Source organism: Telluria antibiotica (assembly GCF_011682055.1).
Taxonomy (GTDB): domain Bacteria; phylum Pseudomonadota; class Gammaproteobacteria; order Burkholderiales; family Burkholderiaceae_D; genus Telluria; species Telluria antibiotica.
Genome location: NZ_JAAQOM010000004.1, coordinates 53,142 through 72,556, shown reverse-complemented (window position 1 = coordinate 72,556; position 19,415 = coordinate 53,142). Strand labels below are relative to the sequence as shown.

The 19,415-nt window shown below is 65.2% G+C and carries 10 protein-coding genes; 3 read left to right on the top strand and 7 right to left on the bottom strand.

What is annotated here, in order from left to right; all coding sequences use genetic code 11:
• The 5 genes from HAV22_RS07880 to HAV22_RS07860 form a co-directional block, all read right to left on the bottom strand.
• Positions 1 to 6,968: autotransporter-associated beta strand repeat-containing protein (locus tag HAV22_RS07880; RefSeq protein WP_166858270.1), on the bottom strand; the 6,968-nt coding region annotated here is incomplete at its 3' end.
• A 52-nt stretch (positions 6,969 to 7,020) separates the two neighbouring features.
• Complete coding sequence (locus tag HAV22_RS31110) at positions 7,021 to 8,754, bottom strand: ShlB/FhaC/HecB family hemolysin secretion/activation protein (protein WP_166858268.1); 1,734 nt, start codon at positions 8,752 to 8,754, stop codon at positions 7,021 to 7,023.
• 564 nt (positions 8,755 to 9,318) lie between these two features.
• Entirely contained in the window at positions 9,319 to 10,242 is a 924-nt protein-coding gene (gene lepB / locus HAV22_RS07870; RefSeq protein WP_166858266.1) for a signal peptidase I, read from the bottom strand.
• A complete protein-coding gene (locus HAV22_RS07865; RefSeq protein ID WP_166858264.1) occupies positions 10,239 to 10,619 on the bottom strand; it encodes a VOC family protein in 381 nt (126 codons plus the stop codon). The genes lepB and HAV22_RS07865 overlap by 4 nt, the downstream gene beginning before the upstream one ends.
• 1 nt (position 10,620) lies before the next feature.
• On the bottom strand, positions 10,621 to 12,141 hold the full coding sequence (locus tag HAV22_RS07860) for a dienelactone hydrolase family protein (protein WP_166858262.1): 1,521 nt from the start codon (positions 12,139 to 12,141) through the stop codon (positions 10,621 to 10,623).
• Between the two features lie 167 nt (positions 12,142 to 12,308).
• Between HAV22_RS07860 and rpiA the strand changes: the two genes are divergently transcribed.
• Positions 12,309 to 12,986, top strand: coding sequence for a ribose-5-phosphate isomerase RpiA (gene rpiA, locus HAV22_RS07855; RefSeq protein WP_166858260.1), 678 nt, complete (start codon positions 12,309 to 12,311; stop codon positions 12,984 to 12,986).
• 11 nt (positions 12,987 to 12,997) lie between these two features.
• Positions 12,998 to 13,330: a hypothetical protein gene (locus tag HAV22_RS07850; protein ID WP_166858258.1), complete on the top strand. Its 333-nt coding sequence runs from the start codon at positions 12,998 to 13,000 to the stop codon at positions 13,328 to 13,330.
• A 75-nt stretch (positions 13,331 to 13,405) separates the two neighbouring features.
• On the opposite strand, the gene HAV22_RS07845 is transcribed toward HAV22_RS07850, so the two are convergent.
• Both HAV22_RS07845 and argA read right to left on the bottom strand, forming a co-directional pair.
• A complete protein-coding gene (locus HAV22_RS07845) occupies positions 13,406 to 13,678 on the bottom strand; it encodes an oxidative damage protection protein (protein ID WP_166858256.1) in 273 nt (90 codons plus the stop codon).
• Between the two features lie 59 nt (positions 13,679 to 13,737).
• Positions 13,738 to 15,054, bottom strand: a complete 1,317-nt coding sequence (gene argA, locus HAV22_RS07840; RefSeq protein ID WP_166858254.1) for an amino-acid N-acetyltransferase — start codon at positions 15,052 to 15,054, stop codon at positions 13,738 to 13,740.
• Between the two features lie 45 nt (positions 15,055 to 15,099).
• Between argA and hrpA the strand changes: the two genes are divergently transcribed.
• The gene (gene hrpA / locus HAV22_RS07835; RefSeq protein ID WP_229421137.1) at positions 15,100 to 19,350 is read left to right on the top strand and encodes an ATP-dependent RNA helicase HrpA; all 4,251 of its coding nucleotides are present in this window, start codon (positions 15,100 to 15,102) and stop codon (positions 19,348 to 19,350) included.
• The last annotated feature ends 65 nt before the right edge of the window (positions 19,351 to 19,415 follow it).

Here is a 19,415-nt window from a genome sequence, read left to right as displayed (position 1 = left end):
CCCGTCGTGTTGTCGACCGTGTTCACGGTGTAGTTATTGCCGCCATTGCCGTCGTTGACGACGTAGCCCGCATTCACCGACAGGGTCTTGCCGGTGCCGGCATTCTTGTCCGCGTAGGATTCGGACAGTCCAGTTACGGTATCCGCGCCTTGCAGGCCGCTGACGGTCGGCCCGGCTGCTGCGCCCGTCGTCGCGTCGTAGGTCTTGGTGTTGCTGGTCGCCGTCAAGGTGAGGGCGGCAGGTGTGATATTCGCCGTCGTGGTCGCATTGGCGACCTGGTAGCCGCTCACGGTGACGCCGGCCGTCTTGCTGGCGACGCCGATACCGGTCACGTTTACGGTTTTACCTGTGCCAGCGTTCTTGTCGGCAAAGCTTGCCGATGCGCCGCTGACGCCCAGGTCATCGCCATCGATCGCGCCGGAGACGATGGCGCCCGCCAGATTCACGGAGGCCGCGGTGGTGGCGTCATACACCTTGTTGCTGGCGCCGATGCTGATGGTCGCGGCAGGGCTGACGCGGTAGAAGACGTTGAGCTTCTTGCCCGTGTCGACGCTGCCGGTGCCGGGGGCGGTGCGGTAGGCCTTGTTCAGCGACGTCGCGCTGCCGGAGACCCTGGTCGTGTAGGCTGCGGTCGTGGCGTTGCCCGAGTAGATGGCGACGGTAGCGCCCGCTCCGGTGGACGTCACATTGGCATTGAGCGTGACATCGCCGCCGGTCACGCTGCCGTTGGGCGCACTCGACACCCCATCGTCCGCCCCGGCCGTCAACGTGATATTGCCGGTCTGCGTGACGCTGCCGCCGATCGTGAGGTTATCGCCACTGGTGGCGGTCATGGTGCCGGTGCCGGTGATGGTGTTCGGGATCGTGTAAGCGTCAGAGCGCGTGAACACCAGGTTGGCGTTGTTGGTCACGGCCCCCGTGCCCAGCGTGCCCGACGTGCCGCCGTTGCCGACCTGCAGCGTGCCGCCGCTGACCGTGGTCGTGCCGGTATAGGTATTGTTGCCGGTGAGGACTTGGGTGCCGGTGCCGTTCTTGACCAGTACGCCATTGGTGCCGCTGATCACGCCGGAGAAACTGCCGGAGCCGTTGTTGGTGCCGACGGTCAGGGTTTGCGCGCCGGTGAACACGTTGCCATTGCCGTTGAGCGACTTGGCATGGTCGTTGGAGACGGCGGTGCTATATTGCGAGCCGTCCATGTACCAGTTGGCATTGTTCAGCGTGACGTTGGCATTATCGAACGCAAAGACATTGCCTTGCGTCGCAATCTTGCCGCCATTGACGATCAGGTCGCCGGCATACGTGCTGGGCGCCGAACCGCGAAAGCTCACCCCGGTGCTGGTCGCGCCCGTGTTGTTGATGGTCAGGTTGCCGGCGCCGGACAAGGTCGGCCCATCGAAGAATACCTGGTTGTTTGCGCCGCTGTTGGTGACGTTGATGGTGGAGTCGGCCGCGACTGTCAGCCCCCCCGACCACGCTTCGAATCCTGTGGAGGTATGGTTGTAGGTGCCGCCATTGAGGGTGAGCAAAGCGCTGGCGCCGGTAGTCACGTTGGACGTTCCCGACGTGATGAGCGTCCCGCCCGATGACACGGTGGTCGGCGAAAAATAGCCGGTCGCATCCCTGAGATCGAGCGTGCCGGCGTTGACCGCCGTGGTGCCTGTGTGCTGGATGACGTTACCCGCCAGCATCTGGTTGCCGGTGCCGGCCTTCACGAGATTCAGCAAGCCCGTGCCGCCGCCGGCATCCGCGCTGCGCATGTAGCCGTTATAGAGATAGCTGCCGGTGCCGTTCAGGGTCAGGGTGCCGTTGGTGCCCGAGGCAAAGTTATAGCCGCCGTTCTGGATGACGCCGCCGCCCTGCGTGCTTGCCGTACCGGCATTGATACCGGCCAGGCTCTGGTTGGTGCCGAGCAGGTCGAAACGCATATACGTCGGCGAGTCGTTGACGAAGTTCATGACCACGCCCGCGCCGAACTGGCTGTCGGCGCCCATGCGCAGGTTGGCTTGGCTACTGGTATTGTCACCCATCTGCACCGTGGTACCGGCGGCGATCGCCACCGCGCCGCCGGTCTTGGCCAGCGTGAGGGTAGCGACGCCGCCCTGGCCGCCGACGACGGTCTTACCGGTGTAGGTATTCGATTGGTTGCCGGAAAGAGTGATGTTGACCGCTGCCGGGGAACCTCCGTTCCACGACGTCCAGCGGCTCATGGCGAAATCGCCGGGGCCGGAAATGACGCCGGACAGCGTGTTCGTGCCGCCCAGATAGCTGCTGATCGTGCTGTTGGCGCCGGTGTTGTCGCCCAGGACGACGCCGGTCGTGTTATTGAGCTGGATATTGCCGGTAAGCGTGTTATTGCCTTCCAGGCGGATGGCGCCGAGGACAGCGTCGGATCCGTTCACGCTGTCGTGCCAGCCGGCGCCGTTCTGGACGATGATGTTATTGGAGAAGGTGCCACCGTAGAAGTTGACGGTGCCCCTGTCCTGCACGTCGATCGTGGCGGAGCCGACCTGGGATTGCTGGGTCGTGTCCCACAATATCGCGCGGTTGAGCTGCAGGATGCCGCTGAAGCCGCTGTTATTCCCCGTCAAATTGTAGTTACTCGTACTTAACGCAGTCGTGTCGTTCTGCCCTTGCAGGCGTACCGTACCGGTACCGCTGATCGTATTGGGGATCACCAGACCCGTCGTGGTATTGGCGTTGTTCCAGACCATGGTGCCGCCGCTGCCGACGTTCACGGCCGACGCGGCGGCAATGCCACCGGAGGTGGTGCCAGTGCCGATCTGCAGCGTGCCGCCGTTGACGGTGGTCGTACCGGTGTAAGTGACGTTGCTGCCGGTGAGGATTTGCGTACCTGGGCCGACCTCCGTCAGGTTGAGCAAGCCCGTGCCTCCGCCGGTAACCGCCGCATCGCGCATGAGGCCGTTGTAGAGATAGCTGCTGCTGCCGTTCAGGGTCAGGGTGCCGTTGGTGTTCGAGGCGAGGTTGTAGCCGCCGTTCTCGATCACGCCGCTCGAGCCGGTGCTTGCCGTGCCGGCGTTCACCCCGGCCAGGGTTTGACTGGTGCCGAGCAGGTCGAAGCGCGTCCAGTTCGTTCCTGAATTGACGAAGTTCATGACCACGCCCGCGCCGAACTGGTTGTCGGCGCCCATGCGCAGGTTGGGCTCACCGGCCGTATTGTTGCCCATCTGTACCGTCGTGCCGGCAGCAATTGCCACCGCGCCGCCGGTCTTGGCCAAGGTCAGGCTGGCAAGATGGCTTTGACCGTCGACTACGGTCTTGCCGGTATAGGTGTTGGATTGGCTCCCGGAAAGGATGATGTTGGTTGCTGCCGGGGAGCCGCCGTTCCACGAGGTGTAGCGGCTCATGGAAAATTCGCCGGGGCCGGAGATGACGCCGGACAGCGTGTCGGTGCCGCCCGCATAGCTGCTGATCGTGCTGTTGGCGCCCGTGCTGTCGCCCAGGACGACGCCGGTCGTGTTATTGAGCTGGATATTGCCGGTGAGCGTGTTGTTGCCTTCCAGGCGGATGGCGCCGAGCACGACGTCGGCGCCACTTACGTTGTGATGCCAGCCGGCGCCGTTCTCGACGATGATGTTGTTGGAAAAGGTGCTGCCGTTGAAGGAGATGGTGCCCCTGTCCTGCACGTCGATCGTGGCGGATCCGACATCGGACTGCTGGGTCGTGTTCCACAAAATGGAGCGGTTGAGTTGCAGCGTGCCGCTGAAGCCACTGTTGTTCCCGGTGAAATCGTACTGGCTCGTCTGCAACGCAGTTGTGTCGTTCTGTCCTTGCAGGCGTACCGTGCCGGTACCGCTGATCGCGTTGCCGATTACCGTATTACCGGTGTTATTGGCGTTGTTCCAGATCATGGTGCCCCCGCTGCCCACGTTCACGGCGGATGCCGAGGATATGCCCCCGGTGGTGCCGCCCGTGCCGATCTGCAGTGTGCCGCCATTGACCGTGGTCGTGCCTGTGTAAACGTCGCCGCCGCCGGTGAGGGTTTGCGTACCGGTGCCGGTCTTTACCAGATTGAGCAGGCCCGTGCCGCCGCCGGAATCCGCATCGCGGATGATGCCGTGTTGAAGATAGTTACCGGTACCGTTCAGGGTCAGCGTGCTGTTGGTGTTCGAGACGACGCCAAGTCCGCCGTTCTGGATCACGCCGCCCGACGCCGTGCCTTCCACGCCGCCAGTAATCCCGGCCAGGGTCTGGTTGGTGCCCAGCAGGTCGAAACGCGTCCAATAAGTATACGCATTGACGAAGTTCATGACCACGCCCGCGCCGAACTGGTTGTCGGCGCCCATGCGCAGGTTGGGCACGCTGTTGGTATTGTTACCCATCTGTACCGTGGTGCCCGGAGCGATCGCCACCGCGCCGCCGGTCTTGGCGAGCGTGAGGGTGGCGACGTTGCCCTGGCCGTCGACGACGGTCTTGCCGGTATAGGTGTTGGACTGGCTCCCGGCAAGGATGATATTGGTCGCGGCCGGGGAACCTCCGTTCCACGAGGTCCAGCGGCTCATGGCGAAATCGCCGGGGCCGGAAATGGCGCCGGACAGCGTGTCCGTGCCGCCCGAATAACTACTGATCGTGCTGTTGGCGCCGGTGTTGTCGCCCAGGATGACACCGGCCGTGTTATTGAGCTGGATATTGCCGGAGAGCGTGTTGTTGCCTTCCAGGCGGATGGCGCCGAGAATAACGTCGGAACCGCTGATATTGTGATGCCAGCCGGCGCCGTTCTGGATGATGATGTTATTGGAGAAGGTGCCGCCGTTGAAGCCGACGGTGCCCCTGTCCTGCACCTCGATCGTGGCGGAGCCAAGCTGGGATTGCAGGGTCGTGTTCCACAATATGGCGCGGTTGATCTGGAAGGTGCCGCTGAAGCCGCTGTTGTTCCCGGTCAGATTGTACTGACTGATCTGCTGCGCAGTCGAGTCGTTCTGACCTTGCAGGTGTACTGTGCCGGTACCGCTGATCGCATTGGCAATCTGTATGGCCGTCGTCTGGTTGGCATCGTTCCAGACCATGGTGGCCCCGCTGGCCACGTTCACGGCAGATGTACTCGCGATCGCCCCCGTGGTGGTGCCAACGCCGACCTGCAGCGTACCGCCGTTGACGGTCGTTGCGCCAGAGTAGGTGTTGGTGGCATTGAGCGTGGTCGTGCCGGCCCCGGTCTTGGTCAGGCCGCCGGTGCCCGAGATCACGCCGCTCAGCGTACCGCTGCCGCTGGCGTTGATGGTCAGCAGGCCGCCATTGGTGTTGATCGTGCCGCTGCCGCTGACGCCGCCGCCGGCCGCGTTCAGGACGGTCGTCAACGTCCCCGAGCTCGAGCCGATGCCGCCGTTTAGCGTGATGCCGCCCGCCGCATTCATGGTCAGCGTCGCATTGCCGCCCGCGGTCTTGCTGATCGTGGCGCCTGCATTCTGGGTAATATTGCCCGTGCCCGCCCCCGCGCTGGCGGTATTGATCGTGACACTGGTGCCGGCGTTGAGGTCGTTATTGATGTTGGTAACACCAATCTGCGCGGTGTTGGTGGTGGGCGTCCAGACGCCCCCGCTGACCGTGTCGTTGCTGTTGGCCGCGCCGGTCACGATCGTGACGTCCGTGGGGTCGAGCAGCCAGCGGCCTGCCTGTCCCAGCGGGGCCGACGCGTGCACGTGCCCGAAGGCCTGCAGGTTGTCGTGGCTGGACGTTTCCACGAAGCCGCCGTCTCCGCCGTTCAGCCCGCCTTTGGCGTCGATGGTGCCATCGAAGCCCGTGTAATCCTGCGACCAAAGGACGACCTTGCCGCCCCGGCCGTTTTGCGTGGCGGAAGCGTCGATGGTGGCCGTGCCGTCCATGTAGACGGCGCTGGCATTGTGCTCCGGTCCCTGGCCCTGGTAGTTGCCGCCGACGAGCACGGTGCCGCCGCCGTCCTTGCCCGTCGCCAGCGTGCGGCTGCCCGCAAACAGGCCCACGCGATCGCCGAGCAGGGCGATCTTGCCGCCGCCGCCCTGGTCGTTCGATGCATCGATGAGCCCTTCCTGCCGGGTCTCGCCCAGTCGATCGGCCTGGATCGCGCTCAAGGTGACGCTGCCGCCCCGGTCGGCGACGATGTGCCCCTGGTTGACCACCTGCGTCGCCAGACCGCTGGCCGCGGCGGCGGACAGATAAACTTGTCCGTTGGTGGCCGTGATCAATCCATCGGTCGTATTGGCGACGGCGGCGTTGACGGTGGCGGGGTCCAGCTCCATGGTGATGAGGCCGCTGCTCGACACCGGAAGCCGCACGGTATTGCCGGCCGCGAGGATGGCGCTGCCGTTGGGCGTGCTGATGCTGCCGGAATTGGTCACCTTGGCGCCGATGAGCGCGACGTAGCCGCCGGGCGCGGCGTTGAGGCTGCCGGCATTGGTGACGCTGCCCGTGGCGGCACCGCGCACGAAGCGGTTGTTGCCTGCCATGAAGTCGGCATCGGAGATGTTATTCGTGGACGCAACTAGCCCGCCGGCATCGACGCGGGAGCCGGCACCGAAGACGATGCCGCTGGGGTTGACGATATACACCTGTCCGTTGGCGCTGAGCTGGCCGAAGATCTGCGTGGGATCATTGGACAGCACGCGGTTGAGCACGCTCGAGTGGGCGTCGGGCTGCACGAAATCGACCTTCGCCTGGGAGCCGATATCGAAGCTGTTCCAGTTGATGACGGCTTGCTGGGTCGCCTGCGTGATCGTGAGCTGGTTACCGTTGGGCTGGGAGATATTGGCGCTGCCGGCGGTGACGACACCGCCCTGCGGCAATGTTGTCGGAGCAGGTGGACTCGCGGCGGCTCCCGACATGTAGAACATGCCCGCGATCCCGCATGCGCCGGCAACGGAAGTGACGACGGTGCGCGTGAGCCCGCCTCCCGCCTTGCCGCGCGTACGCGCACGTTCGTGACCGACCACCCAGCTCTTGCGGGATTCACTCCAGATCAAACGGTAAATCTTGTTCATGTTATTTCCTGATAAGCAGCGCCAATCGCCTGTTAATACGTCTTGCCCAGTATCACCACGACAATGTCAATGACACCCAAAGCCGGTCACGGCTCGTCAAACCTTCGGAATCCTGGCCGGTCGCGGACAATCCCTTGTTGCGCCCTTTTTGATGGGCGTACACCACTGAGCCGACCAGCGATTGATGGGAAAAGGACAGGCCGGCGCCGGCGCCTTGCAGCGCATAGGAGAGGGGAATGCTGTCCTCGACCCAGGGACGGTGGTAGCGGCGAATGCGCCCGAAGTCGTAGAAGGAAAAGGCGCGCAGCCATTCCGCGGGCCGGTAGCCGATTTCCGCATTGGCGAGATAGCCGTCGTCGCCCAGCGCTTCGGACGAACCGTAGGCGCGCACGCCAGCGGGCCCGCCCAGCACGAATTTCTCGCTCTGGTCGAGATTCTTGTTCGCGAACTGCCCTTTGGCTTCCAGCCGGGCATCCAGCCTGCCATCGGCACCGAACAGGGTGCTCCAGCCGGCGCCCCATTCGAGCTTCACAAAATTGCCGTCCGTTCTGGCGCTGATCCGGTCCTGCTCCATGGCGGAGGGCAGTGAGGAAAGGTCCAGCCGGCCCAGCACCAGCGCCGCATTGAAGTGCAGCGACTGGGACGGCGCCAGGTAATAATTGGCGTCCGCCTTGCCTTGCACGCTGCTGATGCGTTTATCGCCGGTGACCGCAGCGTTCGGCAAGAGGTCGATCTGGTGCCTGTATGCGTAGTCCAGATAGCCGATCCAGACCGCCGAATCCCCGATATACAGGGGATGGCCGAGGCTGGCGCCCAGTTGGCTGGAACGCCCCTTCACGCCGGAGGACAACGCCTTGTACTCGATGTGGGAGCCGGACAGCGCCAGGCGCGAGCCCAGGCTCACCACCGGGAATTCATAAGCGATGCGTCCGAAATCCATGCCTTCGGACGTGATGCCGACGAGATCGAGCCGGTCGCCTGCGCGCATGTGCCCCGGAATGGCCACGCCCGCCGTGTAGCGGTTGCGGTCATACGTGCGCGTGCCGCTGTTGTCGTATTGCGCGAGCATGCCGACCGGGAGTGCAGGCTTGGCACTGACCAGCAGTTTGACGTCGACATGCGTCGGATCGACAGGCACGAGCGTGGCGCGCACGTCGACATCGCCCAGGAAGAGCCTGCGCTTGATGCGGCTGTCCAGGCGGTCCAGATCGAGCACGCCGCCCTCGGCGATGTCGGTTCTGGCGGTGGACAGTATGTCGTCGAGCAGGGCCGGGTCGACACTGCCTTCGCCCTCGCGCTCGACACGCACGGTGCGGACCACGATCTCAACGACGCGCACCCGCATCACGCTGCCGCCGTCCGTTTCGCTTCCAGGTTCGGCAAACAGATCGACGCGCGACATGCGCCCGTGCCGGCGATACAAATCCCAGATCTGGCCGCGGACGGTTTCGATTGCCCTGCCGGAAATGACGCGCTTGCCCATGAATTGTTGTAACAGCGCTTCGATTTCCTTGGCGAAGAAGGGGGCCTGCAAGTCGATCCGCGTAATTGCCGACGGCAGGTTCTGGTCGGCCGCCGCGGGCGGGGTCTCCGCCGGCATTTGTTCCGGCACATTCTTCAGGACAGGCCCTTCACGCCGAATCGATGGAATGCCTTGTTGTTCCGGATTGGGCGGGATGACGCCGGTGGCCTGTGGAACGGCCTGGGCTGCGCCCGGCACCTGATTCAGGGTCAGTGCAACCGCCAGCGTTGCCCCGATCTTCTGCACATGATTACGGTGATTCACACGGTGAGACTCTTGCACTGTTACCTCATCTTATTGTCTGGATATGACGTTTGTGTTCTGGTGCCACTGCTTTAATCGGGAAAGCCGAACGAAGGGCGTGTCGCAGTTTTCGTTGCTGCCGGGTGTCGCACACGAGACGGAGACCGGCAATGCGGAGATACAAAATGCGAGGTCGACGGCGCGGACAGGCATATACAAAAATTGCGAACAGGCAATTTACAATTATATGCGCAATATAACCATGCGGAAACAATGTTGCGGAACAAATGTTGCAAAAAATAATGTTTTTAAATTTGCAATAAGGTCATCAGGTTGTCATTTGCCTGTGCTGGCAGGCGGCCGCAGCGGTCCCTGGCGGGCGTTACTGATGAGGATGGGATGTGTGCGCCTGGATCAGGTCGGGATGGAACACGCGTGCGCAAAAGGCAGGCGGGTCAGCATCGTGCGGGCAAAGTCTGTCCGCACATCGGGACTGTCCGTCGTCCTCTTGATGAGCCCCGGTGACGGGGATGAAATGGCTGTGTTCGCGCTAATTGTGTGAACTGAATCGAGCCGGGGACTCTGTTAACGGATGATTTTGATGACCTTGCCGATGATGCGGTCGGAGCGCACGAAACCCCAGTATCGGCTGTCGTAACTGTTGTCGCGGTTGTCGCCCATGACGAAGTAATTGCCAGGCGGGACGTTGCACTGGACGTCATAGTCCGTGTAGACGCAGTGGTCGCGGAATGTGAAATCGTTGGGGACCAGTTTGACCTTGTCCTTGTCCTGCAACGCTGCGAACGTCGTATCGTCCAACTTGTCGAGGAAGCGCTGCGAATACCGGGGCAGGTCGGGGTGCAGATAATCGTCGAGCTGGCGACCGCGCGTGTCGACGCCGTTGACGAAGACGTGCTTGTCACGATACACGACCCGGTCGCCCGGCACTCCCACGATCCGCTTGATGTAGTCTTCCGCCGGGTTGACGGGAAATTCGAAGACGATGATGTCCCCGCGGTGCAGCAGCGCGGAGATCGGGCGGCTGCCGAATATCAGCCCGAACGTGCTGAAGTGGCCGTAGCCGAATTTCTGGACGATGACACGCGAGCCGATCTCGGCGGTGGGCGCCATCGCCGTCGACGGTATCTTGTACGGTTCGTAGACACAGGCCCGGAAGGCGATGACGGCGACAGCGAATGCGCCTAAGATGGCAAGCAGGCTGTACCAACGCGTGTACCGAGGCCGGATGCGCTCCGGCGCCGTTTTCGCAGCGCGGTACGCAAGGATGATGCCGGCGATCAGAGCCGCGATCTGAACCGCGCCCATCATCGCATCGGATACCCCGGCGAACGCGCGGAAGAACGCCAGGAGACCAAGCGATGCCGTCGTGATGAACCATATTCCAGCCCAGCGTGGCTTACCCGCATACACCAGGCCGATCGGTGCGACTACGATATTGAGGACAACGGCAATCCACGGTTTCGGCTTCCAGTTCGACATGCCGGTCATGCGGGCGGCTCCCACAACTCGACCTTGTTACCTTCCGGGTCGATGACCCAGCCGAACTTGCCGTACTCGCCGTCCTGCGTGTCGTCCAGTACCTGGCACCCTTCGTCGCGCAGCGCCTGCAGCAGGGCGGCGAGGTCGTGGACGCGGTAGTTGATCATGAAAGGCGCGCGGCTCGGCGCGAACTGGTCGCCGCCGGCGGGAAAGACGGACCAGGCGGTCGTGCCGCCGACGGGCTGCCCCGCGTCGTCCGTCCAGTCGAATGCCGCGCCGCCCCAAGGCTGCACGGGGATGCCCAGGTGGCGCTGGTACCAGGCGGCCAGCGCCGTCGGGTCGTTGGCGTGGAAGAAGATGCCGCCGATGCCGGTCACACGTTTCATGTCACAGTACCCCCAATGCCTTGAGCCGTTCGCCCGCATGCACCTGCGTCGGTTCCAGCGCAAGGGCCTTGCGGTAGTACGCGATGGCCGCGGCGCGTTCGCCGATCGCCTCGCACGCCTGGCCCAGGCCGTCGTAGAGGAATTCGAAGCGCTCGGGATACAGGTGCACGCCCAGCTGGAACACGCGCATGGCGTCGGCGGCATGCCGTTCGCGCAGCAGCTTCATGCCCCAGTCGTACGTCTGCAGCGGGTCGAGGACGAGGTCGGGATTTTGCGCGTGCAGGCGGTCGTAGATCGTGCCGATGTGCTCGAAGCCTTGCTGGCCCAGCTGGTCGAGGAAGGTGTCGAGCGTCGGCGGCGCACTCGCGGCGCGGCGCACCGCGAACGACAGGAAGCCGGCCGGCGGACGCTGCGCCGCAAGCGCCTCGTCCAGCTGGCGCCGGGCCGCGGCATCGCCCTTCAGGCGTGCGTCGAGGAAGCGTTCCACGGTCTGCGCCATCGCCCCGTAAGCCTGCGCGGCCTGCGCGCGGGTGCCGCCGGTGAACGCGGCGTCCGGCGCCATGCGCAGCGACCAGGACGAGAATGCCATGTGGTTCGCGGCATCGAGGGTGGCGAGGTAGACGTCGGTGTAGCGGATGCGCGCCAGGAGTTCCGTGCCGATCGTGCCCTCGTCCTGCAGGCGCGTCATGTACAGCAGCGGGATGCCCAGGCGTTCCGGGCTGACGTAGCGCGCGGCGCGCGGGCCGCCGTTCACGTAGTCGGACGCGGCGCGCAGCGAGCCGTCCAAGGTGACGAGCGCGCGGATGCGGTCGTCGCGCGCGGCCGCGAGCACGCTCGCGAGGCTGCCCCAGCTGTGGCCGACGACGGCGATGCGGCTCCCGTCCGCCTGCGGCAGCGTGTGCGCGTAGCCGACGAGGAAGCCGATGTCGGCGGCCTGCGCCTCGGCGCTTTCCAGGTCGGCCGTCACCGTGTGCGAGCGCGTGCCCAGCGACGGCGTCGCGATCACGATGTAGCCGTGGCTCGCCAGGTATTCGCACAAATCGGTGTTCTCGATCGCGTACGCGCTGTTGCTGGGCGCGTAGATCACGACGGGGAATTTGCCCGGACGCTCGGGCGCGTCGCGCAGCGCACGCACGGTGCTGCGCATCTCGCGCAGCACTTGCGTGCCGTCGGCGCCGCTCGCGCGCGCGTCGATGAGCAGGTCGGTGGCGCGGCGCACCTGGTCGGGCGTGCGGCTGAATTCTTCTTCCGTCGCCACGGTCGTCGCATAGTCGCGGTAGAACATGACGCCACCCGTGCCGATCGCGGGATACCAGACGAGCGTCTGCAGCGGCCGCGCGCGGTCGCCGCTCGTCAGCTGCGCCGTCACGGGACTGCGCGCGTGCTGGTAGACGCGCGCCCGGTCGTACTGCTGGCGTACGTGGAAGCCTACGCGGTACGGACCGATGGGCGTGAGGTCGGCGGCCGTCGCGGCAGGCGCGAGGAGGAAGGCGAGCAGGAGGGCGGTCAGGGTCCGGAACATTGTCGAGGTCGCGTTGTTGTCCGTTGCGGGACTGTTTCTTTGCTTGCAACATTATATGCTGATTCGGCATGCGTACTGTCGCGAATCCGCGGCGCCTCGTGGCCGATGTGGCAAGAAGCGGGGGCGAATCCGCTAAAATGTCGGATTCTTTGACTGCTCTTCACATCATGACCCAGGACGAACTCAAGCAGGCCGTGGCCCGCGCCGCCATCGATTACGTGGTCGACGGCGAAATCATCGGCGTCGGCACCGGCTCCACCGCCAATTTCTTCATCGACGAACTCGGCAAGATCAAGCATCGCATCAAGGGCGCCGTGGCGTCGTCGGAAGCGACGGCCGCCCGCCTGCGCGGCCACGGCATCGACGTGCTCGACTTGAACGACGTCGCTGCGATTTCCGTCTACGTCGACGGCGCCGACGAGATCAACGCCACCGGCGCGATGATCAAGGGCGGCGGCGCAGCCCTCACGCGCGAGAAGATCGTCGCCTCGGTGTCGGGCAAGTTCGTGTGCATCGCCGACGGCTCCAAGCTCGTCGAGACGCTCGGACAATTCCCGCTGCCGGTCGAAGTGGTGCCGATGGCCGCGAACGCCGTCAGCCGCAAACTGGCCGCGCTTGGCGGCCAGCCGCGCCTGCGCACGAAGGCGGGCAGCACGGACGCTTTCGTCACCGACAACGGCGGCTACATCCTCGACGTGGCGGGCCTTTCCATCACCGATCCGGTGGGCCTGGAATCGGAGATCAACCAGATCGTCGGCGTGATCGCCGTCGGCCTGTTTGCCCGCCGTGGCGCCGACGTGTGCCTGCTGGGCACGGGCGACGGCGTCAAGAAGCTGACGTTCTGAGCGGAGCCGCCATGAAGCGCGTCCCGGTTGCGCTGTCGATCGCCCTCGTGGCCGCGCTGGGCCTGGGCGGCTGCTCCATGTTTCATCAGCGCATGCCGGCGCCGGTTGCGCCGGCCGCACCCGTCGCCGCGCCCGCTGCGGCGCCGGCCGTCGAGACGATTCCGTTCCGTACGGGCGTGTCGTCCGCGACCGTCGAGAAGATGGCGAAGCAGCAGGGGTGTACGGGCGGAATGGGCGCCGGGCTGATCACGCAGCCGGGGCCTGTCGAGGTCTATCGCATGCGCTGCGAGGACGGCAAAGTGTTCATGGCGCGCTGCGAATTGCGCCAGTGCGGGAAGATGTAGGGTGGGCACCCTGTGCCCACGCGTAACGCCAACGCATCCGTCACGCGTGGGCGGAGGGCCGCCCACCCTACAGAATCAGGCCGTCGGCGGCACGTAGCCGGCGGCTTCGTCGGCGCCTTCGCCGAAGAAATGGCGTTCCATCTGCGTGGCCAGGTATTTGCGGGCGCGGGCGTCGGCCATGTTCAGGCGGTTTTCGTTGATGAGCATCGTCTGGTGCTTGAGCCAGCCATCCCAGGCTTCCTTCGACACATTTTCATAGATGCGCTTGCCCAGTTCGCCCGGGTACGGCGGGAGGGCCAGGCCTTCGGCCTCCTTGTTCAGTTTGATGCAATGGACGGTGCGGGCCATGTTCTTGCTCCTGGTTCGGTATCGGAAAACGTGATTATAAAGCGGCGCCGTTCCGGCCGTCAGAGCTGCTTGATCAGGATCTGCGACCGGCGTTGCCAGTTGTACATGTGCGCCCGGTCCTTCGGGAGGTCGTCGACGGTGGCGAGCACGAAGCCGCGCTTCTTGAACCAGTGCGACGTGCGCGTCGTCAGCACGAACAGCTTCGTCATGCCGGCCGCGCGGGCGCGGTTTTCCATGTGCTTCAGGATGCGTTCGCCGTCGCCCTGGGTTTGTGCCTCCGGGCTGATCGTCAGGCACGCCATCTCCGCCATCTTCGATTCCGGGAACGGGTACAGCGCGGCGCAGCCGAAGATGACGCCGTCGTGCTCGATCACGGAGAATTGCTCGATCTCGCGTTCGATCAGCTCGCGCGGACGTTTGACGAGCGTGCCGTCCGCCTCGAGCGGTTCGATGAGCTTGATAATGCCGCCGACGTCCTCGATTGTGGCCTGACGCAGGCTTTCCAGGTTGTCGTGCGTGATCATCGTGCCCACGCCGTCGTGGGTGAACAGTTCCAGCAGCGCGGAGCCGTCCAGCGAGAAGGGCACGATGTGGGCGCGGTCGACGCCGCTGTTGCACGCCTTGATCGCGTGCTGCAGGTAGAACGACGCGTCGTTCGGCAGGAAGCCCGCCTGCAGCACGGCTTCGGCCTGGTGCGACGACAGTTCGCGGATGTCGCCGCCGCCGGCGTCCTTCATCAGCGACGTCTCCGTGATGAAGATGAGTTTTTCGGCGTGCAGGGCGATCGCGGCGGAGACGGCCACGTCTTCCATCGTCAGGTTGAACACCTCGCCCGTCGGCGAGAAACCGAGCGGCGACAGCAGGACGATGTTGTCCTCCGTTTCGAGGATCGGCTGGATCTTGGAGGCGGCGACCTTGCGCGTGACGCCCGTGAGTTCGTGGTCGACGCCGTCGATCACGCCGAGCGGGCGCGCCGTGACGAAGTTGCCGGAGACGATGCTGATGTGCGCATTCGACATCGGCGTGTTGGGCAGGCCCTGGCTGAACGCGGCCTCGATGTCGAGGCGCAGTTCGCCGGCGGCTTCCTTCGCGCATTCCATCGCGGCGATGTCCGTGATGCGCACGCCATTGTGGAAGCGGCCTTCGACGTTACGCAGCGCGAGCTGTTCGGCCACCTGCGGCCGCGAGCCGTGCACGAGCACGACGCGGATACCGAGTCCGACCAGCAGCGACAAATCCTGCGCGAGGACGGGCAGGGCGCCGGCCGCGACGAGCTCACCGGGGAAGGCGACGACGAAGGTCTTGCCGCCGAATGCGTGGATGTACGGCGCGACGGAGCGCAGCCACTGGACGAATTGGATTTCCATTTGCCGCATTATAATTCGCTGCGCGACTTGCGCACCAAATCCTCGTAAAAATCAATGTCTGAACAGAGTAACAAGCCTGCGCCGAAACCGGCGCGCGCCCCATCCCCCGACCGCCGCTCGCAACCGCGCAACGACGCGCGGGGAGGCGACACGCGTGCGCCGCTCACGCGCACGCCGGACCTGCAGGCCAAGCCGGAACGGCCGCACCGCGAGGCCGGTGAAGGACGCGCGAGCGAAGGCCAGGGTGCGCGCCGCGGCCCGCGCCCGCCCGCGCGCGAGGGCGCCCTCGCGAACGCGCTCGCGCAGGCGCAGGTGCGCGTGCCGCGTGCCGGCGACGCCAAGGAAGCGCCGCCGGCACGCCCGCGCGAAGGCGGCCAGCGTCCACGCGAAGACCGGCCCGTGCGCAACGAGGCGCGCAGGGACGCGGTGCGCAATCCGCTCCCGCCCATCACCTTCCCGGAAGACCTGCCCGTCTCGGGCCGGCGCGCGGAAATCGCGAAGGCGCTGATGGAGAACCAGGTCGTGATCGTGTCCGGCGAAACCGGCTCGGGCAAGACGACGCAGTTGCCGAAGATCTGCCTGGAACTGGGCCGCGGCGAGAAGGCCATGATCGGCCACACGCAGCCGCGCCGCATCGCCGCGTCGTCGACGGCGAAGCGCATCGCGCACGAACTGGGTTCGCCCCTGGGCGAGCACGTGGGCTATAAAGTCCGCTTCAACGACACGTTGTCGGCGGGCGCGTGGGTCAAGCTGATGACGGACGGTATCCTGCTGGCCGAAACGCAGACCGACCCGCTGCTGAAGGCCTACGACACGATCATCATCGACGAGGCGCACGAGCGCAGCCTGAACATCGACTTCCTGCTCGGCTACCTGAGAGAGATCCTGCCGCGCCGGCCGGACCTGAAGGTGATCATCACGTCCGCGACGATCGACGCCGACCGCTTCGCTCGCCATTTCGGCACGCTTGACAAGCCCGCGCCCGTCATCGAGGTATCGGGCCGTTTGTACAAGGTCGAGGTGCGCTATCGCCCGGTGGAACGCGACCAGGAATTCGCGCCTGCCGCCGACGGCAAATCCACGTCGAAAGCGCAGGCCGCGCGCGACAAGCGCGACCTGATGGATGCCGTCGTCGACGGCGTCGACGAACTCTGCCGCCTTGGCCAGGGCGACGTGCTCGTGTTCCTGCCCGGCGAGCGCGAGATCCGCGACTGCGCGGAGGCGCTCCGCAAGCACCATCCGCCGCACGTGGAAATCCTGCCGCTGTTCGCCCGCCTCTCCGTCGAAGAACAGGACCGCGTGTTCCGCACGACGAACGCGCGCCGCATCGTGTTGGCGACGAACGTGGCCGAGACGTCGCTGACGGTACCGGGCATCCGTTACGTGGTCGATGCCGGGTTGGCGCGCGTAAAACGCTACAGCTACCGCAACAAGGTCGAGCAGCTGCAGATCGAGCCGATCTCGCAGGCCGCGGCGAACCAGCGCGCGGGCCGTTGCGGCCGCGTCGCGGACGGCGTCTGCATCCGCCTGTACGAGGAAAACGACTTCGTGCAGCGGCCGAAATTCACGGACCCGGAAATCCTGCGCTCGTCGCTGGCGGCCGTCATCCTGCGCATGAAGTCCCTGCACCTGACGGACGTGGAGACGTTCCCGTTCGTCGAACCGCCGCAGGGCCGCGCCGTCGCCGACGGTTATCAGCTATTGCAGGAACTGGGCGCCGTCGACGATGCCAACGAACTGACGGCGATGGGCCGCAAGCTCGCGAAGCTGCCGCTCGACCCGCGCGTGGGCCGCATGATCCTGGCCGCCGTCGACAACGTGTGCCTGACGGAGATGCTGATCATCGCGTCCGCGCTGTCCGTGCAGGACCCGCGCGACCGCCCGATGGAATACCAGCAGCAGGCCGACGAGAAGCACAAGAAGTTCGCGGACGAGAAGAGCGAGTTCCTCGGCTTCCTGAAGATCTGGCGCTGGTTCGAGCAAGCCATCGAGCACAAAAAGACGAACCGCCAGCTGCAGGACAACTGCCGCGAGAATTTCCTGTCTCAGGTGCGCCTGCGCGAGTGGCGCGACGTGCACTCGCAACTGCTCACGATCGTGAAGGAGCAGGGCTGGCGCCTGAACGACGCGCCCGCGACGTACGAGCAGTTGCACATGGCGCTGCTCACCGGTTTGCTCGGCAATATCGGCTACAAGATGGAAGACGAGGGCGGACAAACCGGCGGCGCGTACCTGGGCGCGCGCGGCATCAAGTTCCACATCTGGCCCGGTTCCACGTTGGGCAAGAAGGCGGGCAGGTGGATCATGGCGGCGGAGCTGGTCGAGACGACGCGCCTGTACGCCCGCTGCATCGCGCAGATCCAGCCGGAGTGGGTCGAGAAGATCGGCGGCCACCTGCTGAAGAAATCGTGGGGCGAGCCGCGCTGGGAAAAGCGTACGGCACAAGTCACGGCGAGCGAGCGCGCCACGTTGTACGGCATCGTCGTCTACAGCCAGCGCCGCATCAACTACGCGCAGCACAATCCGCAGGAGGCCCGCGAAATCTTCATCCGCGACGCGCTCGTGGGCGGCGATTACGAGACGCGGTCGCCGTTCTTCGCCCACAACCACAAGCTGATCCGCGAAATCGAAAACCTCGAACACAAGTCGCGCCGCCTGGACGTGCTCGTGGACGACCAGTTGATCTACGCGTTCTACGACAAGGAGATCCCGTCCGACGTCGTGAACGGCGCCGGTTTCGAGAAGTGGTACAAGGACGCGTCGCGCGACAATCCGAAACTGCTGTACCTGAACCGCGAAGAGCTGATGCGCCACGAGGCGGCCGGTGTCACGACGGACCTGTTCCCGAAGACGATGAACGTCACCGGCATCGAGATGGGCCTGTCGTACCACTTCGAGCCGGGCAGCCCGCGCGACGGCGTCACGTTGACCGTGCCGCTGTTCGCGCTGAACCAGATCCCGCGCGAGCGCGCGGACTGGCTCGTGCCGGGCATGCTGAAGGAGAAGGTGCAACTGCTGTTGAAATCGCTGCCGCAGAAGCTGCGCCGCCACTGCGTGCCGTTGCCGGACTACGCCGGGCGCTTCTTCGAGCGCAACGAAGACCCCGTGCGCTTCGGCCGCGGCGACTTGATCGACGCCCTGATCGCGGACATCCACGCGCAGACGGGCGTGCGCGTGATGACGACGGACTTCAAGCTGGAGACCTTGCCCGCGCACCTGTTCATGAATTTCAAGGTCGTGGACGAACACGGCCGCCAGCTCGACATGGGGCGTAACCTCGCCACCTTGCAGGCGGAACTCGGCGGCCAGGCGCGCCAGAGCTTCCAGCGGATGGCGGAGACGACGCCGGTGGCGGGGCAGGCGGCTGCGAAGCCGCTCGCGGCCACGCCCGCTGCGCCGGTCCAGGCAAAAGCGAAGGGGGCGGCGCCGGCACCGGCGGCGCCGGCGCCCGCGAGCGCCCACACGAACATCACGGGCTGGACGTTCGGCGAGCTGCCGGAGCTGCTGGAGATCACGCAAGGGAAGATCACGCTGATCGGCTTCCCCGCGCTCGTCGACAAGGGCACGCATTGCGACCTCGAAGTGTTCGACGACCCGAACGTGGCGGCGCGCACGCACCGCGTCGGCCTGCGCCGCCTGTTCGCGCTGCAGTTCAAGGAGCAGCTGAAGTTCGCCGAGAAGAACGTGCCGGGACTGCAGCAAATGGGGATGCAGTTCATGTCGGTGGGTACGCCGGAAGAGCTGCGCGAGCAGATCGTGGCGAAGGCCATCGAGATCGCGTGCCTGCAGGACCCGCTGCCGCACGATGCCGCGTCGTTCAACAAGCGCCGCGACGAGGGCAAGGGCCGCATCGGCCTGCTGATCAACGAGACGGCGCGCCTCGCGGGCCAGATCCTCGCCGAATTCCACGGCCTGCCGAAGCGCCTGCAAGGCTTGCCGCCCGCGGTCGCGAGCGATATGCAGGCGCAGTTGCAGGGCCTCGTGCACAAGCGCTTCATCGCCGAGACGGAATACAGCCAGCTGGCCCACTTCCCGCGCTACCTGAAGGCGATGAACGTGAGGCTGGAAAAGCTGCGCGCGAATCCGGCGCGCGACGCGCAGCTGATGGCCGAGTGGCAGACGGCGGCAACGCAGTTCCAGCGCACGGTGAAGAACCAGCCGCTGAAGAACCTCGACCCGCGCATGATCGAGTTCCGCTGGATGCTGGAAGAGCTGCGCGTATCGCTGTTCGCGCAGGAGTTGCGCACGCCGATGCCCGTGTCGTCCAAGCGCTTGCAAAAGGTGTGGGAGTCGATGTTGAGGTAGGGTGGGCGGCTTCGCCGCCCACGCGGTAATTGTTAGCGGTGCCGTGTTCGTGCGCGATATCGGAC